Annotated in this window: 17 protein-coding genes; 7 read left to right on the top strand and 10 right to left on the bottom strand. The window is 46.1% G+C overall.

Annotation, left to right across the window (positions count from 1 at the left end):
- Positions 1-377 precede the first annotated feature (377 nt).
- A complete protein-coding gene (locus JK130_RS07615; protein ID WP_218353724.1) occupies positions 378-734 on the bottom strand; it encodes a hypothetical protein in 357 nt (118 codons plus the stop codon).
- 373 nt (positions 735-1,107) lie between these two features.
- Here JK130_RS07615 and JK130_RS07610 point away from each other — a divergent pair, with 373 nt between their 5' ends.
- Positions 1,108-1,650, top strand: coding sequence for a gamma carbonic anhydrase family protein (locus JK130_RS07610; RefSeq protein WP_218353723.1), 543 nt, complete (start codon positions 1,108-1,110; stop codon positions 1,648-1,650).
- Here JK130_RS07610 and aroE read toward each other — a convergent pair.
- Entirely contained in the window at positions 1,642-2,460 is an 819-nt protein-coding gene (aroE, locus tag JK130_RS07605; protein WP_218353722.1) for a shikimate dehydrogenase, read from the bottom strand. The two genes, JK130_RS07610 and aroE, sit on opposite strands and share 9 nt — an antisense overlap.
- Here aroE and JK130_RS07600 point away from each other — a divergent pair.
- Positions 2,459-2,896, top strand: coding sequence for a globin domain-containing protein (locus tag JK130_RS07600; protein ID WP_218353721.1), 438 nt, complete (start codon positions 2,459-2,461; stop codon positions 2,894-2,896). The two genes, aroE and JK130_RS07600, sit on opposite strands and share 2 nt — an antisense overlap.
- A 72-nt stretch (positions 2,897-2,968) precedes the next feature.
- On the opposite strand, the gene hemF is transcribed toward JK130_RS07600, so the two are convergent.
- The 6 genes from hemF to JK130_RS07570 are packed head-to-tail and all read right to left on the bottom strand — an operon-like array spanning position 2,969 to position 7,775.
- A complete protein-coding gene (gene hemF / locus JK130_RS07595; protein ID WP_218353720.1) occupies positions 2,969-3,883 on the bottom strand; it encodes an oxygen-dependent coproporphyrinogen oxidase in 915 nt (304 codons plus the stop codon).
- Between the two features lies 1 nt (position 3,884).
- Positions 3,885-4,445 (bottom strand): L-threonylcarbamoyladenylate synthase type 1 TsaC, encoded by a 561-nt coding sequence (gene tsaC, locus JK130_RS07590; protein ID WP_218353719.1) that lies wholly within the window; start codon positions 4,443-4,445, stop codon positions 3,885-3,887.
- Between the two features lie 7 nt (positions 4,446-4,452).
- Positions 4,453-4,995 (bottom strand): DNA topoisomerase family protein, encoded by a 543-nt coding sequence (locus tag JK130_RS07585; protein ID WP_218353718.1) that lies wholly within the window; start codon positions 4,993-4,995, stop codon positions 4,453-4,455.
- 30 nt (positions 4,996-5,025) lie between these two features.
- Positions 5,026-5,502: a DUF494 family protein gene (locus JK130_RS07580; protein ID WP_218353717.1), complete on the bottom strand. Its 477-nt coding sequence runs from the start codon at positions 5,500-5,502 to the stop codon at positions 5,026-5,028.
- Between the two features lies 1 nt (position 5,503).
- Positions 5,504-6,643 carry a DNA-processing protein DprA gene (gene dprA, locus JK130_RS07575; RefSeq protein ID WP_218353716.1) on the bottom strand — a complete coding sequence of 380 codons (1,140 nt, stop codon included), beginning with the start codon at positions 6,641-6,643 and terminating at the stop codon, positions 5,504-5,506.
- A 43-nt stretch (positions 6,644-6,686) separates the two neighbouring features.
- Positions 6,687-7,775: a LysM peptidoglycan-binding domain-containing protein gene (locus JK130_RS07570; protein ID WP_218353715.1), complete on the bottom strand. Its 1,089-nt coding sequence runs from the start codon at positions 7,773-7,775 to the stop codon at positions 6,687-6,689.
- A 197-nt stretch (positions 7,776-7,972) separates the two neighbouring features.
- Between JK130_RS07570 and def the strand changes: the two genes are divergently transcribed.
- The 4 genes from def to trkA are packed head-to-tail and all read left to right on the top strand — an operon-like array spanning position 7,973 to position 12,173.
- A complete protein-coding gene (gene def / locus JK130_RS07565; RefSeq protein ID WP_218353714.1) occupies positions 7,973-8,482 on the top strand; it encodes a peptide deformylase in 510 nt (169 codons plus the stop codon).
- 8 nt (positions 8,483-8,490) lie between these two features.
- Complete coding sequence (fmt, locus tag JK130_RS07560) at positions 8,491-9,447, top strand: methionyl-tRNA formyltransferase (RefSeq protein ID WP_218353713.1); 957 nt, start codon at positions 8,491-8,493, stop codon at positions 9,445-9,447.
- Positions 9,444-10,766: a 16S rRNA (cytosine(967)-C(5))-methyltransferase RsmB gene (rsmB, locus tag JK130_RS07555; protein WP_218353712.1), complete on the top strand. Its 1,323-nt coding sequence runs from the start codon at positions 9,444-9,446 to the stop codon at positions 10,764-10,766. Before fmt ends, rsmB begins: the two co-directional genes overlap by 4 nt.
- Before the next feature lie 27 nt (positions 10,767-10,793).
- Positions 10,794-12,173 (top strand): Trk system potassium transporter TrkA, encoded by a 1,380-nt coding sequence (gene trkA / locus JK130_RS07550; protein WP_218353711.1) that lies wholly within the window; start codon positions 10,794-10,796, stop codon positions 12,171-12,173.
- Positions 12,174-12,180: 7 nt separating this feature from the next.
- Here trkA and JK130_RS07545 read toward each other — a convergent pair whose 3' ends face one another.
- Together JK130_RS07545 and elbB are read right to left on the bottom strand one after the other, a co-directional pair.
- Positions 12,181-13,632: a TrkH family potassium uptake protein gene (locus JK130_RS07545; protein WP_218353710.1), complete on the bottom strand. Its 1,452-nt coding sequence runs from the start codon at positions 13,630-13,632 to the stop codon at positions 12,181-12,183.
- A 123-nt stretch (positions 13,633-13,755) separates the two neighbouring features.
- Entirely contained in the window at positions 13,756-14,409 is a 654-nt protein-coding gene (gene elbB / locus JK130_RS07540; RefSeq protein WP_218353709.1) for an isoprenoid biosynthesis glyoxalase ElbB, read from the bottom strand.
- 416 nt (positions 14,410-14,825) lie between these two features.
- On the opposite strand from elbB, the gene polA reads away from it, so the two are divergent.
- The gene (gene polA / locus JK130_RS07535; protein ID WP_218353708.1) at positions 14,826-17,582 is read left to right on the top strand and encodes a DNA polymerase I; all 2,757 of its coding nucleotides are present in this window, start codon (positions 14,826-14,828) and stop codon (positions 17,580-17,582) included.
- Positions 17,583-17,930: the final 348 nt, after the last annotated feature.

Genomic DNA, 17,930 nt, shown 5'->3' with positions numbered 1-17,930 from the left:
TTCTCCCCGAAGCGGGATGCGCATTCTACGCGTTTCGTTTTCTGCGTCAACATCTTTTTGAAAGTTTTTTCTAAAAGCGCTTGAAGGTCGAAAACGGCCTCAGAAGTTTGCTTTGCAAAGCGTCTGAAGTAAGGCGAGCATCTTACGCCTCAAGGTTTTTTTGTCAATCTCTTTTTCATTTAAAATGAAAAGAAGTTTTCTTGAAACCCTTGCTGTTACTCAGCTATACGGTAAGTAACAACTAGCTTCTCTAGAAAAGTTATTATGTTTTCCTGTCGAAGCGGAGGCGCATTCTAGAGATTTCTGACGCAAGGTCAACCCTTATTTGAAAACACTTTGCTTTTAATGTTTTTTTGCTCATAAAGACGGCAAAACGACTATATTCTGGTCGCTATCGGAGCCGGGTGTCCGTATTTGCTATAATGTATGGCTATTACAACGGGCATAGCGCCAAGCATAATAGCGATAAGATCATAATAGTCGAATGTTCCGGCTATCACCAACTGACTTACTTCATAAGTAATTGCGCCACCAGCCAATGTTGCAACGTGTTGCATATTTAACGTAAAGGTGGCTCGTCGATAAAGTACCAATAGCCCTAGCACATATATAAAACTAGGATAGCTGCCCATAACAATAACCGCGATATTGTTGTCTGCTACCCTTTCTGTTCTTGCGTACTGACAAATAATGCCTAAGGGCACACCTACAAAGAAGATAACTCGTTCGATCATTTCCGTATATTTACAAATCGGCAAATTTACTTCCCTCCTGGTAGTTAGCAAGATGATAAAATACTGGGGGTTTTATCCCCCCAGACCATCCACAAACGATTGAAAGGCAATAGATGGTCGTTGTTTTGAAACATGTCAGGAGTATTGCCCGCATCCATAACCAAAGCATCTTAAGCTTTACCGGTGACATAGCTTAAGAAAAAACACCCTTGGTTTGCGCACTGCCCCGCAAGGCTATTCAATTCTCTGAAATTAGCGATTTGTTCCTTCATAATTTTTCCTTTAATGTTCACCCGACTACTTCGTGTCAAACTAATATAAATAAACTGGCATTTGATTTAACCTGTACAGGAAGTCAGTTTTTGGAGATAAGATGACCTTACGTGCTTATAAAAATACAACCCCTGACATTGAGTCTGGTTGTTACGTTGATGAGTCTGCTGTCATAGTAGGAAATGTGACGCTGGCAGCCGACGCCAGTATCTGGCCTTTGGTGGCAGGCCGGGGCGATGTTAATTATATTCAGATTGGCAAGCGTACCAATATTCAGGATGGTTCAGTATTACATGTTTCACGTGGCACCCATGCTAATCCTGATGGTTTTCCGCTTATTATTGGCGATGATGTAACCGTAGGGCACAAGTGTATGCTGCATGGCTGTAAGCTTGGTAACCGCATTCTGGTGGGGATGGGCGCAATTGTTATGGACGGTGTTGTCGTAGAGGACGACGTATTTATAGGGGCGGGTACTTTAGTCCCCCCGAATAAACGTCTTGAAAGTGGTTATTTGTATGTTGGTAACCCTATGGTTAAGAAGCGCCCTCTTAAAGAAAGTGAAATAGCTTTTCTTAGTCAATCGGCCCAAAACTATGTTGATCTGAAAAACGAATATCTGGAACAGTTACCGTCATTCTAACTGTTTTCGTAAGGTCTCTATGACGGGTCCGGATTTTGGGTGCATAGATGTCCATATAGTAAAGGCCGCCGCGGCTTGCTCAACCAGCATGCCCAAACCGTCCGCGGTATGCAAAGTTCCCTGTTGCCTTGCATACTTCATAAATACGGTAGGCTGTGCTGCGTATACCATGTCGTAGGCAAGCTCGCTCTGGTCAAATATGATGTCAGTTACTTCTGGCAGCTCATTGGTCAAACTGGCTGAGGTTGTATTAATGATAATATCAGCTTTGTATCCATCCAGGGCCGCCCTATCGAGTACACCGAACCGGTTGTCATCCACGGCAGCAACAATTTTTTGCGCTTTTTCGATGGTACGGTTGGTAATCGATAGTTTTTTAAGTCCCGCATCTAATAACGGGTTTACCACACCGCGTGCGGCGCCCCCTGCTCCGATTAACAAGACTGATTTATTTTTTAACTCAACACCCTGATTATTTAAATCGGCCACCAGCCCTAATCCGTCTGTATTGTACCCACGAAATGAGTTGTCACCCTGACGATGTAACGTATTCACCGCTTGAGCAAGCGCAGCGGCGTCATCCAGTTTGTCAGCAAACCGGACTGCGTCGCCCTTAAAAGGTACAGTGATGTTGCATCCTATAGCTTGAGAGTCGGAGAAAAAACGCTCTAAGCAGCCGTCAAAGTTGTCCAGAGGAGCGCACTTTTTTTCATAGCTAATCGTTATACCGCATTGTTCAGCGAACATTTGGTGAATAGTCGGTGATAGACTATGTGCAATAGGGTTTCCAAATACAGCAAATTTGTTCATGAGCTTTTTACACTTTTTTCGTCGAAATAAAAATAAACCCATCAAAGGGGCACGGATGCCTTTTGAGGCTATCGGAGGTGAACCTACAATCAAGGCTATCGCCAACAGTTTTTATGACATTATGAGTACTGATGCTATAGCAGCGGAATTACTGGCGCTACACCCGCAACCCCTCGACCGCATTCGTCACGTGTTCTTTCTTTATCTTATGATGTGGATGGGCGGGCCTAATGAATTTGAAAAGCAGCATGGACACCCCAGGCTACGTGCGCGTCATTTACCTTTTACGGTGACCCCTGCCCTCAAGGCCCAGTGGATGTATTGTATGAAAAAAGCCATGTATCAGCATGTATCCAATCTGGCGCTGGCAAATCGCTTACTGGCAGCGTTAGATGATTTGGCTGAACATATGATTAATCACCCGGAACAAAGTTAAACAGACCGTTTGCTTTGTATAGACCCTGTCCACCCGCATTTAACATAGATTGCTAAGAGAGCAGGCTCTTCATTACCACTGTCGGGGTTTGAGCCATTGCGACAATTGTGCCTCAGGACTTCCCTGCGCGGGTTCAAAGCCGTATTCCCACCGAGCCAATGGCGGCATAGACATTAATATCGACTCAGTGCGCCCTCCGGTTTGCAATCCGAATAAGGTACCTCGATCCCAAACCAGATTAAATTCTACATACCGCCCACGCCGATAAAGCTGAAAATCTCTTTCGCGTTCACCATAAGAAGTATTTTTTCGTTTTTTTACTATAGGGACATACGCATCTAAAAAACCGTTGCCTACTGCCTGCATAAAGGTAAAGCTGGGTTTAAAGCCCCATTCGTTCAAGTCATCAAAAAAAAGACCACCGACGCCACGGGTTTCGTCACGGTGTTTAAGGTAAAAATAATTATCACACCACTTTTTGTAATCTGAATAAACCGAACTGCCATAGGGTTGGCAGACTTTCTTTGCAACATTGTGCCAATGCTGCACATCTTCTTCAAAAGGATAAAATGGGGTTAAATCAAACCCGCCACCAAACCACCATATAGGCTCTTCGCCAGGTTTTTCAGCAATGAAAAAGCGAACATTGGCATGTGAAGTAGGCACATAAGGGTTGTGCGGATGAATAACCAGCGAAACGCCCATCGCCTGAAAACTACGTCCCGCCAGCTCTGGTCGAGAAGCCGTTGCTGATGCAGGCATTGCGTCACCGTGCACGTGTGAAAAATTAACCCCACCCTGCTCGATAACCGCACCGTTCTTTAATACCCTTGAGCGACCGCCGCCGCCCTGTTCACGTTGCCATTCATCTGGCTTAAACTGGCCTTCACCATCTACCTGTTCTAACGTTCGACAAATATTGTCTTGCAAGGACAGAAGATACTTTTTTACCTGGGCGATGGCATCAGAATTAGAAATCTTACTCATATTACTCTCGTATTATTTGTCCGCTTTCACCGTCACGAATAGAGCTGGGACGAGCCTGCCCCGCCACCTCACCAGGAATATAAGTTACTGTGTCACCAAAATAAGCCTGCGCCTGAGCGGTAGTCAACGCAGGGTTTGCCCCAGCCGGATTAGCACTGGTTGAAACCAGCGGTTTACCGAATTTTTCGCATAAATGTTTAACCACCGGGTGCGAGGTTACTCTAACGGCTATCTTTGAATGACTGCCTGTAATCCAGACAGGGGCAGAAGATGATTTTGGCAATAACCAGGTTATACCGTCTGGCCAGCTGGAAAAAATAGCATAGCGGCGATCCTGCCCAATAGCATTGTCATTAACATACGGCAATAAACGCGAGTAATTGTCAGCCAACAATATAAGACCCTTGGCTGCCGGCCGCTGCTTTAACTTCAACAGTTGCCCGACCGCGTCTTCGTTGTCGGGGTCACAGCCAAGGCCCATCACAGCTTCAGTTGGGTAAACCAACAACTGGCCACTTGTGAATGCGTTTGCAATAGGGTCTGTAGAGGTATTGTCTTGCATGAGTTTCTCAGTCAGGTTGGTCTTGCTTATAGTCACAGGCTGGCTGAGGGCAACACAATTTGTCTTTCTTTTGAATAAGCAACTGCCAGCCGCATTCAGGGCAAGGCCCTACAACAGGCTGAGAATTTAACACATAACGGCATTTGGGATAATTATCACAGGCAAAAAATTGTTTACCGTATTTGTTGGTTCTTTCAATGATATGTCCTGTTTTACACTGCGGGCACAAAAACTGAGTATCTTCTTGTTCTTTAATTGGCTCAATGTGCTGACAGTCAGGAAAATTAGTACAGCCGATAAACATACCAAAACGTCCTTTCTTTATTGCCAAAACATTTTGACAAAGCGGACACTCAGTACCATTAATTTCTTTAAGAACGGTAGTTTGGTTGTCTTGCAAAGGTTTGCTAAAAGTACAGGCTGGATAGGTTGAACAACCAATAAAAGGACCTGTCTTGCTATTACGTATATGCAGAGTGCTACCACATTCGGGACACGTTTGTGAATCCTGACCAGAGGCATTAAATAAAGACGGGTCAATTTTAGACATTTAGGTTTGGTTTACCCTCATACGGTTGGTTTAATGCAAAACACCATCAGACTCATCAAACAGCAAGTCTTCCATTTGTGCGTAGGCATTTTCTTTGCCCGGAACATTAAACAGCACCATCAGTACCACCCACTTTAAATCTTCAAGACAAAATTCGGTCGAATCAATCTCCATGACTCTGTCGATAACCATTTCACGAGTTGTAGCATCCAGCACCGAAACTTGTTCTAAAAAGAGTAAAAAGCCGCGGCATTCTACGTCCAGGCGCATTTGTTCTTCATGAGTATAAATACGACTCAGGCTTGAATTAATGCCCCTGCTAAAATAGGGTTTAATATCTGTTTCTTGAAGTGCGGCTAGCTTTTCAAGCCATGCCAAAGCCTTGTAAATCTCGTCGTGGTGAAAGCCGGCACGGACCAACTCTTCGGTAAGCTCATCCTGGTCGACGCGAATTTCGGTTTCGCTATGAATAAAATTTTCAAAAAGATACATGAGGATGTCGAACATGTTATTTCCCCCTCAACTTGATATAGCCACCAGGAACCGCAGCTACCAGACCACGCAACTCATAGTGTAATAAAGATGCCAGAACGTCTGAAACTGGCAGTTTGCTGCGCTCGGTAATAATGTCCACATTGGTGACATCATAATCCACACTAGCTAATAATTTATCGGTTGCCAAGTTTTCTCCGTTACTTTTTTCGCTTTGCCCGGCCGCATCAACATGGCTTCTTCGTATTTGAACGGGAAGCTCATTTAACACATCTTGTGCGCAGGTTATCAATGCAGCCCCCTGTTGAATCAGATGATGGCACCCCTGGGTTAGCGGATTATCAATACTACCAGGAACCACAAATACATCGCGCCCCATATCTGCGGCCAAATTTGCGGTAATCAAGGTGCCGCTGCGTATTTTTGCTTCAACCACCAGTGTTGCCAAAGTCATTGCAGCAATGAGTCGGTTGCGCCGGGGAAAGTGCCCGGCCCTGGCGCCAGTGCCCGGCCAAAACTCAGAAACAACCGCTCCTCCACTATTAATAATGTCTTGTTCTAATTGTTGATGGCGACGTGGGTAAATAATATCAGGCCCGGTACCTGTGACTGCAACAGTTTTACCTTCGGCTTGTAATCCACCTTTATGAGCATACCCGTCAACACCTGTGGCCAGGCCGCTGGTGATGGTCAACCCTGCCTGGGCCAGTTCATTAGCCAGTCGCCAAGTGGTATTAAGTCCGGGGCGCGTAGCATTACGACTGCCTACCATAGCCAACTGAACCTCAGCAATTCGCTGAGTATTGCCTTTCACAAATAAAATTAATGGGGCATCGGATAAATGACGTAATAGCGGCGGGTATAGGTCGCTGGTATAAGGAATTAAATGGTGTGAAGGATTAGCAGCAGCCCAGTTCAGACTGGCCTCGACTTTGGACAATTGTTGACGGCTGAGAGCCTGAGTTAGTTTGTGTGCGGTGGTCTCATCCATATTGTCGGTAGGCCCGTTGGCCAAACATGCGAATGTTGTATTAAAACGCGCGCATAACTGATGCCACTGCCGAGCACCGACGCCTGCCACACTGCTTAAAGCAAGACACACGTCAACGGAATTATCGGGACGCGCAGACGATAAAGTGAAAGATTTGCTTTGCATTACACTGCCGCCTTGAAACAACGGCAGTGTTGGCGTGTTGAGATTAAGGATTGGCGACAATATCACCGTTTTTCACTAATGCTCTGGCCCGCGTAATAATGCCGTAGCTTGCTTTGTCGAAGGTTTTAAAAATGACCAGCTCGCCAATTTTTAGCGCTGGCTGAGTGACCGTAGAGCCGTCTTTAAAGACACTGCGAATGGCATTGGCTTCACTGGCGTACTTTGGTTCATCGCCATCAATAATATCGGGCCCTTGTGAGTACAACCCCATCACCGTGCCCGGTGACACCTTGCTATTGCCCAAATCCAGAATAACAACATCGTTTTTGCCTAATAACTGGTGTTGGTGCAGGTTACCTACTACATGACCGCGCTGTTCAGAGGCAGCTTGTAACACCATGTCTTCTGTGGCGCTGAATTCTCCTGGATACAGTCTGTCACCGCGTCGGGCTTCTAAATTAGACTCATCTACTTTCACCAGCCATTGAGTCGCGATATTGCTCTCTATCATTTTTGCATTAGCAATATGGTGAATCTGAATGCCCAGGACTTCACCTGACAGGTCGGTGATAGTAGATTGTTTTCGCACGACACGATACTGATCTGAAGGCCGGCCATAACTGCGGCTTAACACTAAATCTTCACTGGTAAAACGGATATCCCCGCTTTGATTGCCCAGCAGATGCGGCAAAGTTTGATATTTGTTCAGATCTACAATTTCATTTTGATTTACGTAAGGGGCAATGGCCGACCACGGCAACGTATTAATAGGGGCCGCTTTGGTTTGTCTGACCGTAGAAGGTCCCAGGGTCAGACGTCTTTTTTCATGCGCCAGCTCTAATACGGGTTGCCCGTCTACCATACGAAGACGCAGTACATCGCCTGGATAAATTAAGTGCGGGTTAACAATTTGAGTATTGGTGCGCCATAACTGAGGCCACAACCAGGGCTTGTCTAAAAAGATATTAGCAATATCCCACAAAGTATCGTCTTTTTTAACGGTATAAGTTTGTGGGGCACTTTCTTTTAATGTAACTGCTGCCTGTACAAATGCCGCCGGCAAGAAAAATACAGCCAGTAGCCAAGCTCGCAATACTTGCTTCATCGCTTTATTGGGGATGCGATGTATCATTCTTTTCACCTTCATCATTGTTGAAATTTCATACTTAGCCTCTATATCGGCTAATACCGACAGATTTTCAGCTACGGGATAAAAAACTGCACGTATAATGGTTATACGGTAGAATAGTCCGCATTCCTCCAGTGTAAAGAATGCTGGTAGTTGGATAGTATATTAATTCATACAGCGAGAGAGTGTAATAACGACAGATGGCGATATTAGACGTATTACGTTTCCCCGACGAACGGCTGCGCACCGTAGCAAAGCCAGTCGCGGCGGTAGACGATGAAATTAAACAGCTGATCTCAGACATGTTCGAAACGATGCGCGACGAAAAAGGCATTGGCTTAGCCGCTACCCAGGTCGACCGCCACGTGCAGGTTGTCGTAATGGATGTTTCTGAAGACCAAAACCAGCCACGGGTATTTATTAACCCCGAAATTACCGAGCGTGATGGTTCGACCATCAGCGAAGAAGGGTGTTTATCGGTACCGAATAATTATGCCAAGGTAGAGCGCGCCGAACATATCCGGGTTAAGGCGTTAGATGCCGACGGCGAGCAGTTTGAACTGGAAGCAGAAGGCCTGCTGGCTATCTGTGTTCAGCATGAGCTTGACCACCTGAAAGGCAAATTGTTTGTTGATTACCTGTCACCGCTTAAGCGCCAGCGTATTCGTAAAAAGTTGGAAAAAGACGCTCGGCTTGCAGCCCGGGCATAAGGTAAATTGTGGCCAACACTCTTCGTATTATTTTTGCCGGTACTCCGGATTTTGCCGCAGACCATCTTCAGGCGTTGTTAAACTCTGAACATCATGTAGTGGCAGTGTACACCCAACCTGATCGCCGTGCCGGCCGTGGTAAAAAGCTGACGCCAAGCTCGGTTAAACAACTGGCTCAGGATCACGAAATACCCGTATATCAGCCCGCTTCGTTAAAAGACGAAGCAGCCCAAACACAATTGGCCCACATTGAAGCGGATATCATGGTGGTAGTTGCCTACGGATTAATCTTACCATCAGCGGTTTTAGCCATGCCCCGACTCGGCTGCATTAATGTACATGGCTCACTGCTGCCTAAGTGGCGGGGGGCTGCGCCCATTCAGCGGGCCATCTGGGCCGGCGATACCCATACTGGTGTAACCATCATGCAAATGGATGAAGGGCTTGATACCGGTGCAATGCTACTCACCGAACAGCTTGAAATTGAAGCAACCGAGACCAGTGCCACTTTGTATCAGCGGTTGGCCCAGCTTGGACCTAAAGCTCTGGTAAAAGTACTTGATACTATCGACTCCTTATCAGCGACGGTTCAGGATGACCATCAGGCCACCTATGCCAAAAAACTTTCCAAAGAAGAAGCTCAAATTAATTGGCGTGAATCGGCAGTGCAATTAGAGCGTAACATTCGCGCATTTAACCCATGGCCCGTTGCCTGGGTAACGTTGGGGTCAGATAATGTCAAAGTATGGGCGGCCACGGTACTTAATGAGTCCACTGACATGGTTGCCGGCTCTGTGGTACGCGCCGATAAAAACGGCATTGTGGTGGCCACCGGTAAGGGCCAATTACAAATTACTGTATTGCAGATCCCTGGGAAAAAACCTTTACCCGCGGCAGATGTAATTAATGCCAGGCCCCAGTGGTTTGTACCGGGCCAGCCTATTGGCGAGCCCACAGAAGCATGAATATCCCGGCACCAAAACACCCCAACCTGCGCGCTGATGCCGCGTGGGTAGTTTTCCAAATTCTTGAAAATGGCAAATCGTCACGCGACTGCTTAAACACCGCGCAACAACGTCACGCGGCTAAAGACCGGGCCTGGTTGCAGGAAATGTCTATGGGGGTCTTACGTCAGTTACCCCAACTGCAGTTATGGATGCGACAACTGTTAGATAAACCTTTAAAAGGCAACAAAAAAGTTATTGAGCATTTGATCATGCTAGGACTTTATCAACTGGCGTTTAGCCGCGTGTCTGCCCATGCCGCGGTAGCCGAGACAGTAGCAGCTACTTCAGCATTAAAGGCTCCGGGTTTAAAAGGACTGGTAAATGCGGTGCTACGCAATTTTCAGCGCCAGGAACTCAGCCAGCAGCGTTCTGAAGACCCTCGTATTCAGGCAGGTTTACCAAAGTGGCTGTATAAAATGCTGATGACCGACTACCCAGAGCAACATCAGACCATCACCCAAGCTATGAATACGGTGGCACCTATCTGGCTGCGGGTAAATCGCCTTAAAATAAGTCGTGAAAACTTCCTTTGTGAGCTTCAGAAAAACAATATTAAAGCGACGGCTTGCGATAGCCATCCTGATGCCTTGATTTTGCAGACTCGCACTGATATTCCGGGTCTCCCTGGGTTTGAAGATGGCTGGTTTGCCGTACAAGATGGCGCCGCTCAGTTAGCCGCTTTGTATCTACAACCGGAAGCGAATGAACGTATTTTAGATTGCTGCGCTGCACCGGGCGGAAAAACCGGCCATATATTAGAACTTCAGCCAAAATTAACGCATTTACTGGCTCTTGATTTTGACGCCCAGCGTTTGGCGCGTGTGAATGAAAATATGGAGCGCTTGCAACATAGTGTGACCATTCAGCAAGGCGATGCCAGTCAGCCAGAAACCTGGTGGGACGGTCAGGCTTTTGACCGTATATTACTTGATGCCCCCTGCTCGGCCACCGGCGTAATTCGCCGCCATCCTGACATTCGCTGGCTGCGCAATAAAGAAGATATCGGGCAGCTTGTGTTGTTACAGGCCACCATTTTAGATGCGCTATGGCCTACTTTGAAACCCGGCGGTACTTTTCTATACGCTACCTGCTCGGTACTTAATGCAGAAAATACTCAGCAAATGCGAGCGTTTTTAGGCCGCCATACCGACGCCAGCTTAGCGCCAATCACCAATTCAGAAACTTGCGATTCACCAGGACGGCAAATTTTGCCGGGCGAGCAACAAATGGATGGTTTCTACTATTGCAGACTGATAAAGTCGCAACAAACCCATTAACGCACAAAGAGCGAACAACCCAATTACATGAAAATTATCATTCTTGGTGCAGGCCAGGTAGGTGGCACACTGGCTGAAAATCTGGTCGGTGAAAAAAATGAAATTACCGTGATTGATTCTGATCAGTCGCGCTTACGAGCAATACAGGACCGCTTAGATTTACAGGTTGTTGTAGGCGTAGGTTCGCACCCTGATGTATTAAAAAAGGCAGGAGCTGAAGACGCCGATATGCTGATTGCTGTAACGAACAGTGACGAAAGCAACATGCTTGCGTGTCAGGTAGCATACAGCCTGTTTAAAACACCTACCAAAATTGCCCGGGTTCGTTCTGAACAATATATTATTTATCAGGAGCAACTGTATAAACAGCAGGATATTCCTGTTGACCATATCATTGCCCCTGAACAGCTTGTTACTCAATCTATCAAGCGTCTTATTGACTATCCCGGCGCTTTACAGGTGGTAGAATTTGCTGAAGGAAAAGCCAGTTTGGTAGCCGTTAAGGCTTACTATGGCGGCCTGTTGGTTGGCCATGCTTTGTCGGCCCTTAAAGATCATATGCCTAATGTAGAAACCCGCGTAGCGGCGATTTACCGCCGGGGCCGTCCCATTCGCCCTTTGGGCACCACCGTTATCGAAGCTGACGACGAAGTGTTTTTTATTGCGGCAACAAAGCACATTCGGGCAGTAATGAGTGAGCTGCAAAAGCTGGAGTCTAGCTATAAACGCATTATGATTGCCGGTGGAGGTTTAATTGGCGCAGGTCTGGCCAAGCGTCTTGAACACAACCACAATGTTAAGCTGATTGAATATCATCGTGACCGGGCTAATTATTTGTCTGCCCATCTTGATAAAACCATTGTGTTTTGTGGCGATGCCTCTGACCCCGAATTATTGTCTGAAGAAAGTATTGATCGGGTAGATGCGTTTATCGCTGTTACCAACGATGATGAAGCCAACATTATGTCGGCCATGCTGGCAAAGCGTATGGGCGCACAAAAGGCGATGGTATTAATTCAGCGGGGCGCCTATGTAGACCTGGTGCAAGGGGGTGAAATCGACATTGCTTTTTCACCTCAACAAGCCACTATTTCTGCGCTACTGACCCACATCAGGCGAGGCGATATTGTTAATGTTTACTCACTGCGCCGGGGCGCCGCCGAGGCTATTGAAGCCATAGCCCACGGTGATGAAAATACGTCAAAAGTAGTGGGACGGGAAATTGGCAATATTAAGTTACCGCCGGGCACCACCATTGGCGCCGTGGTTCGTGACGATCAGGTTATTATTGCTCATAGCGACACGGTCATCGAGGCCAACGACCATGTTATTCTGTTTTTGGTTGATAAAAAATACATCAGTGATGTAGAAAAAATATTCCAACCCAGCGCCTTTTTCTTTGGATAGATAGAGGTTAGCTACGCCAAAAAGTGGGCGAAAACAGCACCAGCAAAGAGAATACTTCAAGCCGGCCAAATAACATTGCTATTACCAGTAACCATTTGCCCGGATCGCTGACTTCAGCGTAGGTGGCCGCCACACTGCCGAGTCCGGGTCCAAGGTTATTCAGAGTGGCAGCGGTAGCAGTAAAAGCAGAAATATTGTCCAGGCCGGTGGCTATCATGCCTATCATTATTACAACAAAGACTACCGCGTAAGCCGAGAAAAACCCCCACACAGCTTCCACTACCCGGTCAGGCATAGCGCGTTCACCAAGCTTTACCGCATAAACCGCTTTAGGATGTATTAACCGGTCTATTTCGCGTCGCCCTTGCAAAAACAGTAGAAAAACCCGGATTACCTTTAATCCTCCGCCGGTAGACCCGGCACATCCGCCGATAAAGCTGGCAAAGATAAGAATGATAGGCAAAAACGTAGGCCAGGCGGCAAAATCTGTGGTCGCAAAACCTGCTGTGGTACTAATAGAAACGGCCTGTATCATGGCCTGATCAAGGGCTTCTTCTGCGGTACTGTAATAACCGGTAAGCACCAAGACTAAAAAGCACAGCAAAATAAGTGATGCTTGTATTGTAAAAAATGCTTTGAATTCGGGATCTTTCCCATAATTTTTTAATGACCCGGAACTGACCGCGGCATAATGCAACGAAAAGTTCAGGGCAGCAATAAGCAAAAATACCGAGCAAATAACATTAATCATCGGGCTGTTAAAGTAGCCCAGGCTGGCATCGTGGGTTGAAAATCCGCCAATAGCGATAGTAGAAAATGAATGGCAAATAGCATCAAACCAGCTCATGCCCGCTAGCCAGTAAGCCACCATACACGCAATAGTTAATGACAGATAAATATACCACAGGTGTTTTGCGGTATCGGCAATACGGGGCGTCATCTTTGAGTCTTTGACCGGGCCAGGTGTTTCAGCACGGTACAACTGCATGCCCCCTACCCCCAGTAATGGCAATATGGCCACAGCCAGTACAATGATCCCCATACCACCCAGCCACTGAAGCTGTTGACGATAAAACTGAATAGAATGAGGTAAAAATTCGATACCCTCAATGACCGTGGCGCCGGTGGTGGTTAAACCCGAAAAGGCTTCAAAGAAAGCATCGGTCACACTCATGCTGGGTTGTTCGAGCAAAATAAAAGGAATGGCACCAAAGCTAGCCAGTACGGTCCAGAATAGCGCAACAATTAAAAAGCCTTCTTTGGCGCGTAGTTCCTGACGATGTTCACGATTGGAATACCACATTGCCGAACCGGTAAGAACACAAAGAATAAAGGCCAGAATAAATGGCAGGCCGCTACCGTCCTGGTAAATTAAAGAAATAAGCGCTGGCGGAACCATGGTGACACTAAACAGCGTTACAAGTAATCCCAGTATTCGTACTATCGCACGGTAGTGCATGTTCCATTAAGCCTTGTTTTTATTAGTAGATGTTCAACACATACTGGCATTATATTGCAAGTATCGGCCTTATTATGCGAGGAACCGGGCGAAAGGAAAAGGTTCTTTCGCCCATTGTCTCAATTAGTCCATAGCCAATACCGTTTCGACCATCTTTGACAAGCCCGCCTGGGCCTGCAAAATATCATCTGCCAGCATATAGGCAGGCGTGGTAACAAGTCGAGCTTCGCTGTCGATGACAATTTCATCTACCGGGCTGTTGACGTGTTGTGCACCCAGTTTGTTGATACCTTCGGCAGCGTCAGAGTCATTGCCGATGGTCATATTTGTTTTATTTCCATACACCGAGGCAGCCAGTGCGGGGGCGATACAGGCATAACCCGCTGGTTTTTTTGCTTGCGCGAATGCTTTGCATACTTTCAGAACCTGCGCATCAGGTTGGCTGTTAGCCCCTTCTACGGCAAAGGTACATAAGTTTTTTGCAGCCCCAAAACCGCCAGGCAAAATTAATGCATCAAAATCCTCAGGTTTGCACTCGGTTACCGGTTTAATCTCGCCCCGGGCAATGCGGGCTGACTCTACCAAAACATTGCGTGAGTGAGTATCGTCAGTTTCTCCGGTTAAATGATTGATAACGTGCAATTGGTCTTTATCGGGAGCAAAACACTGGTACTGTGCGCCTTGCTGGCGAATAGATAATAGCGTAATAACAGTTTCATAAATTTCGCTGCCATCAAAAACACCACAACCGCTTAGAATCACTGCTACATTCTTCATCCTGCTCTCCTTAGCCTGCTTACAGGCTTATATCATTTTAGATTAAAAAACAAACAACTCACAAAGAAAAAGTTCTGAGATAACGCTTTAGTATTTCAATTTCGGTATGCTACATTACTCTACCGTTTTGGCGATGGCCTAAGCGCTGCGTTAACATAACCACTAACTTATCCACATTTTTTGATACGTTAATCAACGCAAGTCAATATCTTAAAAACTATTCTGAATCCCTTTATTTTTCTGGCCTTCCCAGAATGATCACCGTTAATCCAAGATCCGTTCTTGTGATCCTGAAAAACAATGATCACAAAGTTATCCACAGATCAACAATAACTTTTGATTGTAATGCTAAGTAGCGATCGGCCCTAGCCTGTGGCATCCTTGCCATAATAACTTTCGACACAAAAAATGGGTCTATGTCTAATACTCAACAGTCACCTTTTATCCTGGTAGATGGATCATCCTATTTATTTCGCGCCTTTCACGGATTGCCGCCGTTAACCAATTCTAAAGGACAGGATACGGGCGCGATCTACGGTGTGATCAATATGCTGCGCAGCCTGATAAGACAATACAACCCTAGCCATATCGCTGTGGTCTTTGATGCCAAAGGAAAAACCTTTCGCGACGACATTTATAAAGAATACAAAGCAAACCGTCCGTCAATGCCTGATGAGTTAGGTAGCCAGATTAAGCCCCTGCACCAGATAATACGGGCAATGGGGTTGCCTATAATTATAGAAGACGGGGTTGAGGCAGATGATGTTATTGGTACGTTAGCCGCCCAGGCGACCGAACAAGGCATTGATTGCTTAATCAGTACCGGTGATAAAGACATGGCCCAACTGGTCAATAAACATGTCACGTTGATTAACACCATGACCAACCAGCTAATGGACGTCGATGGAGTTAAAGAGAAGTTTGGCGTTCCACCTGAGCTGATCATCGACTTTTTAGCACTAAAGGGCGACAAAGTTGACAATATCCCCGGTGTACCGGGCGTGGGCGATAAAAGCGCCCAGGCGTTACTTAACGGAATTGGCGGTATTGAAGCAATTTATCAAAATCTTGATAAAATTGCTGAGCTGGGCTTTCGTGGCAGTAAGTCGATGGCCACGAAAATGCAGGAACATGAAGAGCAGGCGCGCTTGTCCTATGAGCTGGCCACCATTAAATGTGATGTTCCGCTTGAATTTGCACCTAAAACCCTTACGCCCACCGATCCCGACAATTCACAATTACAAACTTTGTTTGCCGAGTATGAGTTCAAACGCTGGCATAGTGAGGTTTCATCAAAAGACGCGGCACAGCAGTCGCACGAACAAACTAGCCAGGATAAAACCCCTGTTATGGAAATTGACCGTAGCGGGTATGTCACAATCTATGACAAATCTACTTTTTCGCAGTGGCTTGAAAAACTATCCACCGCAGCGCTTATTGCCTTTGATACCGAAACCACCAGCTTAAAATATATGGAAGCTGAACTGGTCGGTGTGTCTTTTTGTATTGCCGCCGGTGAAGCCGCCTATGTTCCCGTAGCTCATGACTATCCCGATGCGCCTGATCAGCTAGACCGTGACTGGGTACTGTCTCAACTAAAGCCGTTACTTGAAGACGAAAAGATTAAAAAGGTCGGTCAGCATCTTAAATACGATAAAAATGTATTGGCGAATTATGATATTCATTTGGCCGGTATAGCATTTGACACCATGCTGGAGTCGTATGTTCTGAACAGCACTGCGTCGCGCCACGATATGGACTCTCTGGCATTGGCGTACCTTAACCATCAGACTATTCACTTTGAAGATATTGCCGGTAAAGGTGCCAAACAACTCACATTTAACCAAATCGATTTGTCCGAAGCAGCCCCCTACGCGGCCGAAGATGCTGACATCACCTTTCGCTTACATGAAGTGCTATGGAACAAACTTAAAGACGATGAAAAGCTTGCCTCTATTTTGTTAGATATAGAAGTCCCTCTTGCCAGCGTATTATCGCGTATGGAGCAACTGGGCGTGTTTATCGACAGTCAGCGTTTAGCACAGCACAGTCAGGATTTAGCCAAGCGTATCGATGAGCTTGAAAAAGAGGTTCACGAAGAAGCGGGCGAAACATTTAATTTAGGTTCAACCAAGCAGCTTCAGAAAATATTGTTCGAGAAATTAGAGCTGCCGATTATTAAAAAAACCCCCAAAGGCGCTCCTTCTACCTCTGAAGAAGTATTACAAGAGTTGGCCCTGGATTACCCCATTCCTAAAATGATTATGGAATACCGGGGTATGAGCAAATTAAAAAGCACCTACACCGATAAATTACCTAAAATGATCAATCATCGAACCGGGCGGGTGCATACCTCTTATCATCAGGCGGTAACGGCCACCGGCCGGTTGTCTTCAACCGATCCGAACCTGCAAAACATTCCTATTCGTAACGAAGAAGGCCGCCGGGTCAGGCAGGCTTTTGTCCCTCGGGATGGATATAAAATTGTCGCGGCCGATTATTCTCAAATCGAACTTCGCATTATGGCGCACTTGTCACAAGACGAAGGTTTGTTAAGTGCATTTTCGCAGGGTAAAGATATTCACCAGGCTACCGCAGCTGAAGTCTTTGATTTGTCTTTGGATGAGGTTACTTCTGAACAACGCCGCAGTGCAAAAGCCATCAACTTTGGTTTGATTTATGGCATGTCAGCTTTTGGGTTATCACGCCAGTTGAACATACCGCGGCATGAAGCGCAGCAATATATGGATTTGTACTTTGAACGTTACCCTGGCGTACTACAATATATGGATGACACACGAAAGCTTGCCACAGACAAAGGCTATGTTGAAACTGTATTTGGCCGCCGGTTGTATTTGCCTGATATAAAAGCCAGCAATGGGGCTCGCCGTAAAGGCGCAGAACGTGCTGCTATTAATGCGCCCATGCAGGGTACTGCGGCTGATATTATTAAAAAAGCCATGTTGCAGGTAGATGAATGGATAACCAGCCTGAACAATGATGACATTTATATGATGATGCAGGTACACGATGAGTTGGTGTTTGAAATAAAAGAGTCGGTTTTAGACGAAGCAACAACTAAAATTGTAGCGTTGATGGAAAATGCTGCCGTGCTGTCGGTTCCTTTAGTGGTAGAAGCCGGCACCGGCAAAAACTGGGACGAAGCCCACTAACCTGGTTAGTAACATTATTACAAAATGGTTACTGAAGTGGGGCTTTCGGCGCTAATTTGGTAATAAAATTACACAAACAGCTTGCTTTTATTGTACCTGATACGTTAATCTTCTGTGTGTAGGGTACAGAGGTGAGAAAGCTGTTTTCAAACCTTTGCTTTGACCCCAGCATGATTATGCTGGGGTTTTTTTATGTCTGAAATTTAACAAGGCGGGTGCTACTGAAAGCGCAACACCCCGTATAAAAAGATATTTTTATTTTTTTAGTTTTTTTCAAGCATCAATGGAACTATCTGCCTGGTGGTGACTCTATATCTATAGTTTGAATGTGTTTTCTCTCAGTCTTTG

It is taken from the genome of Alteromonas lipotrueiana (assembly GCF_019249245.1).
In the GTDB taxonomy this organism is placed as follows: domain Bacteria; phylum Pseudomonadota; class Gammaproteobacteria; order Enterobacterales; family Alteromonadaceae; genus Alteromonas; species Alteromonas lipotrueiana.
Note: the sequence above shows the minus strand (reverse complement) of the source record. Positions and strands in the feature narration are given on the sequence as shown.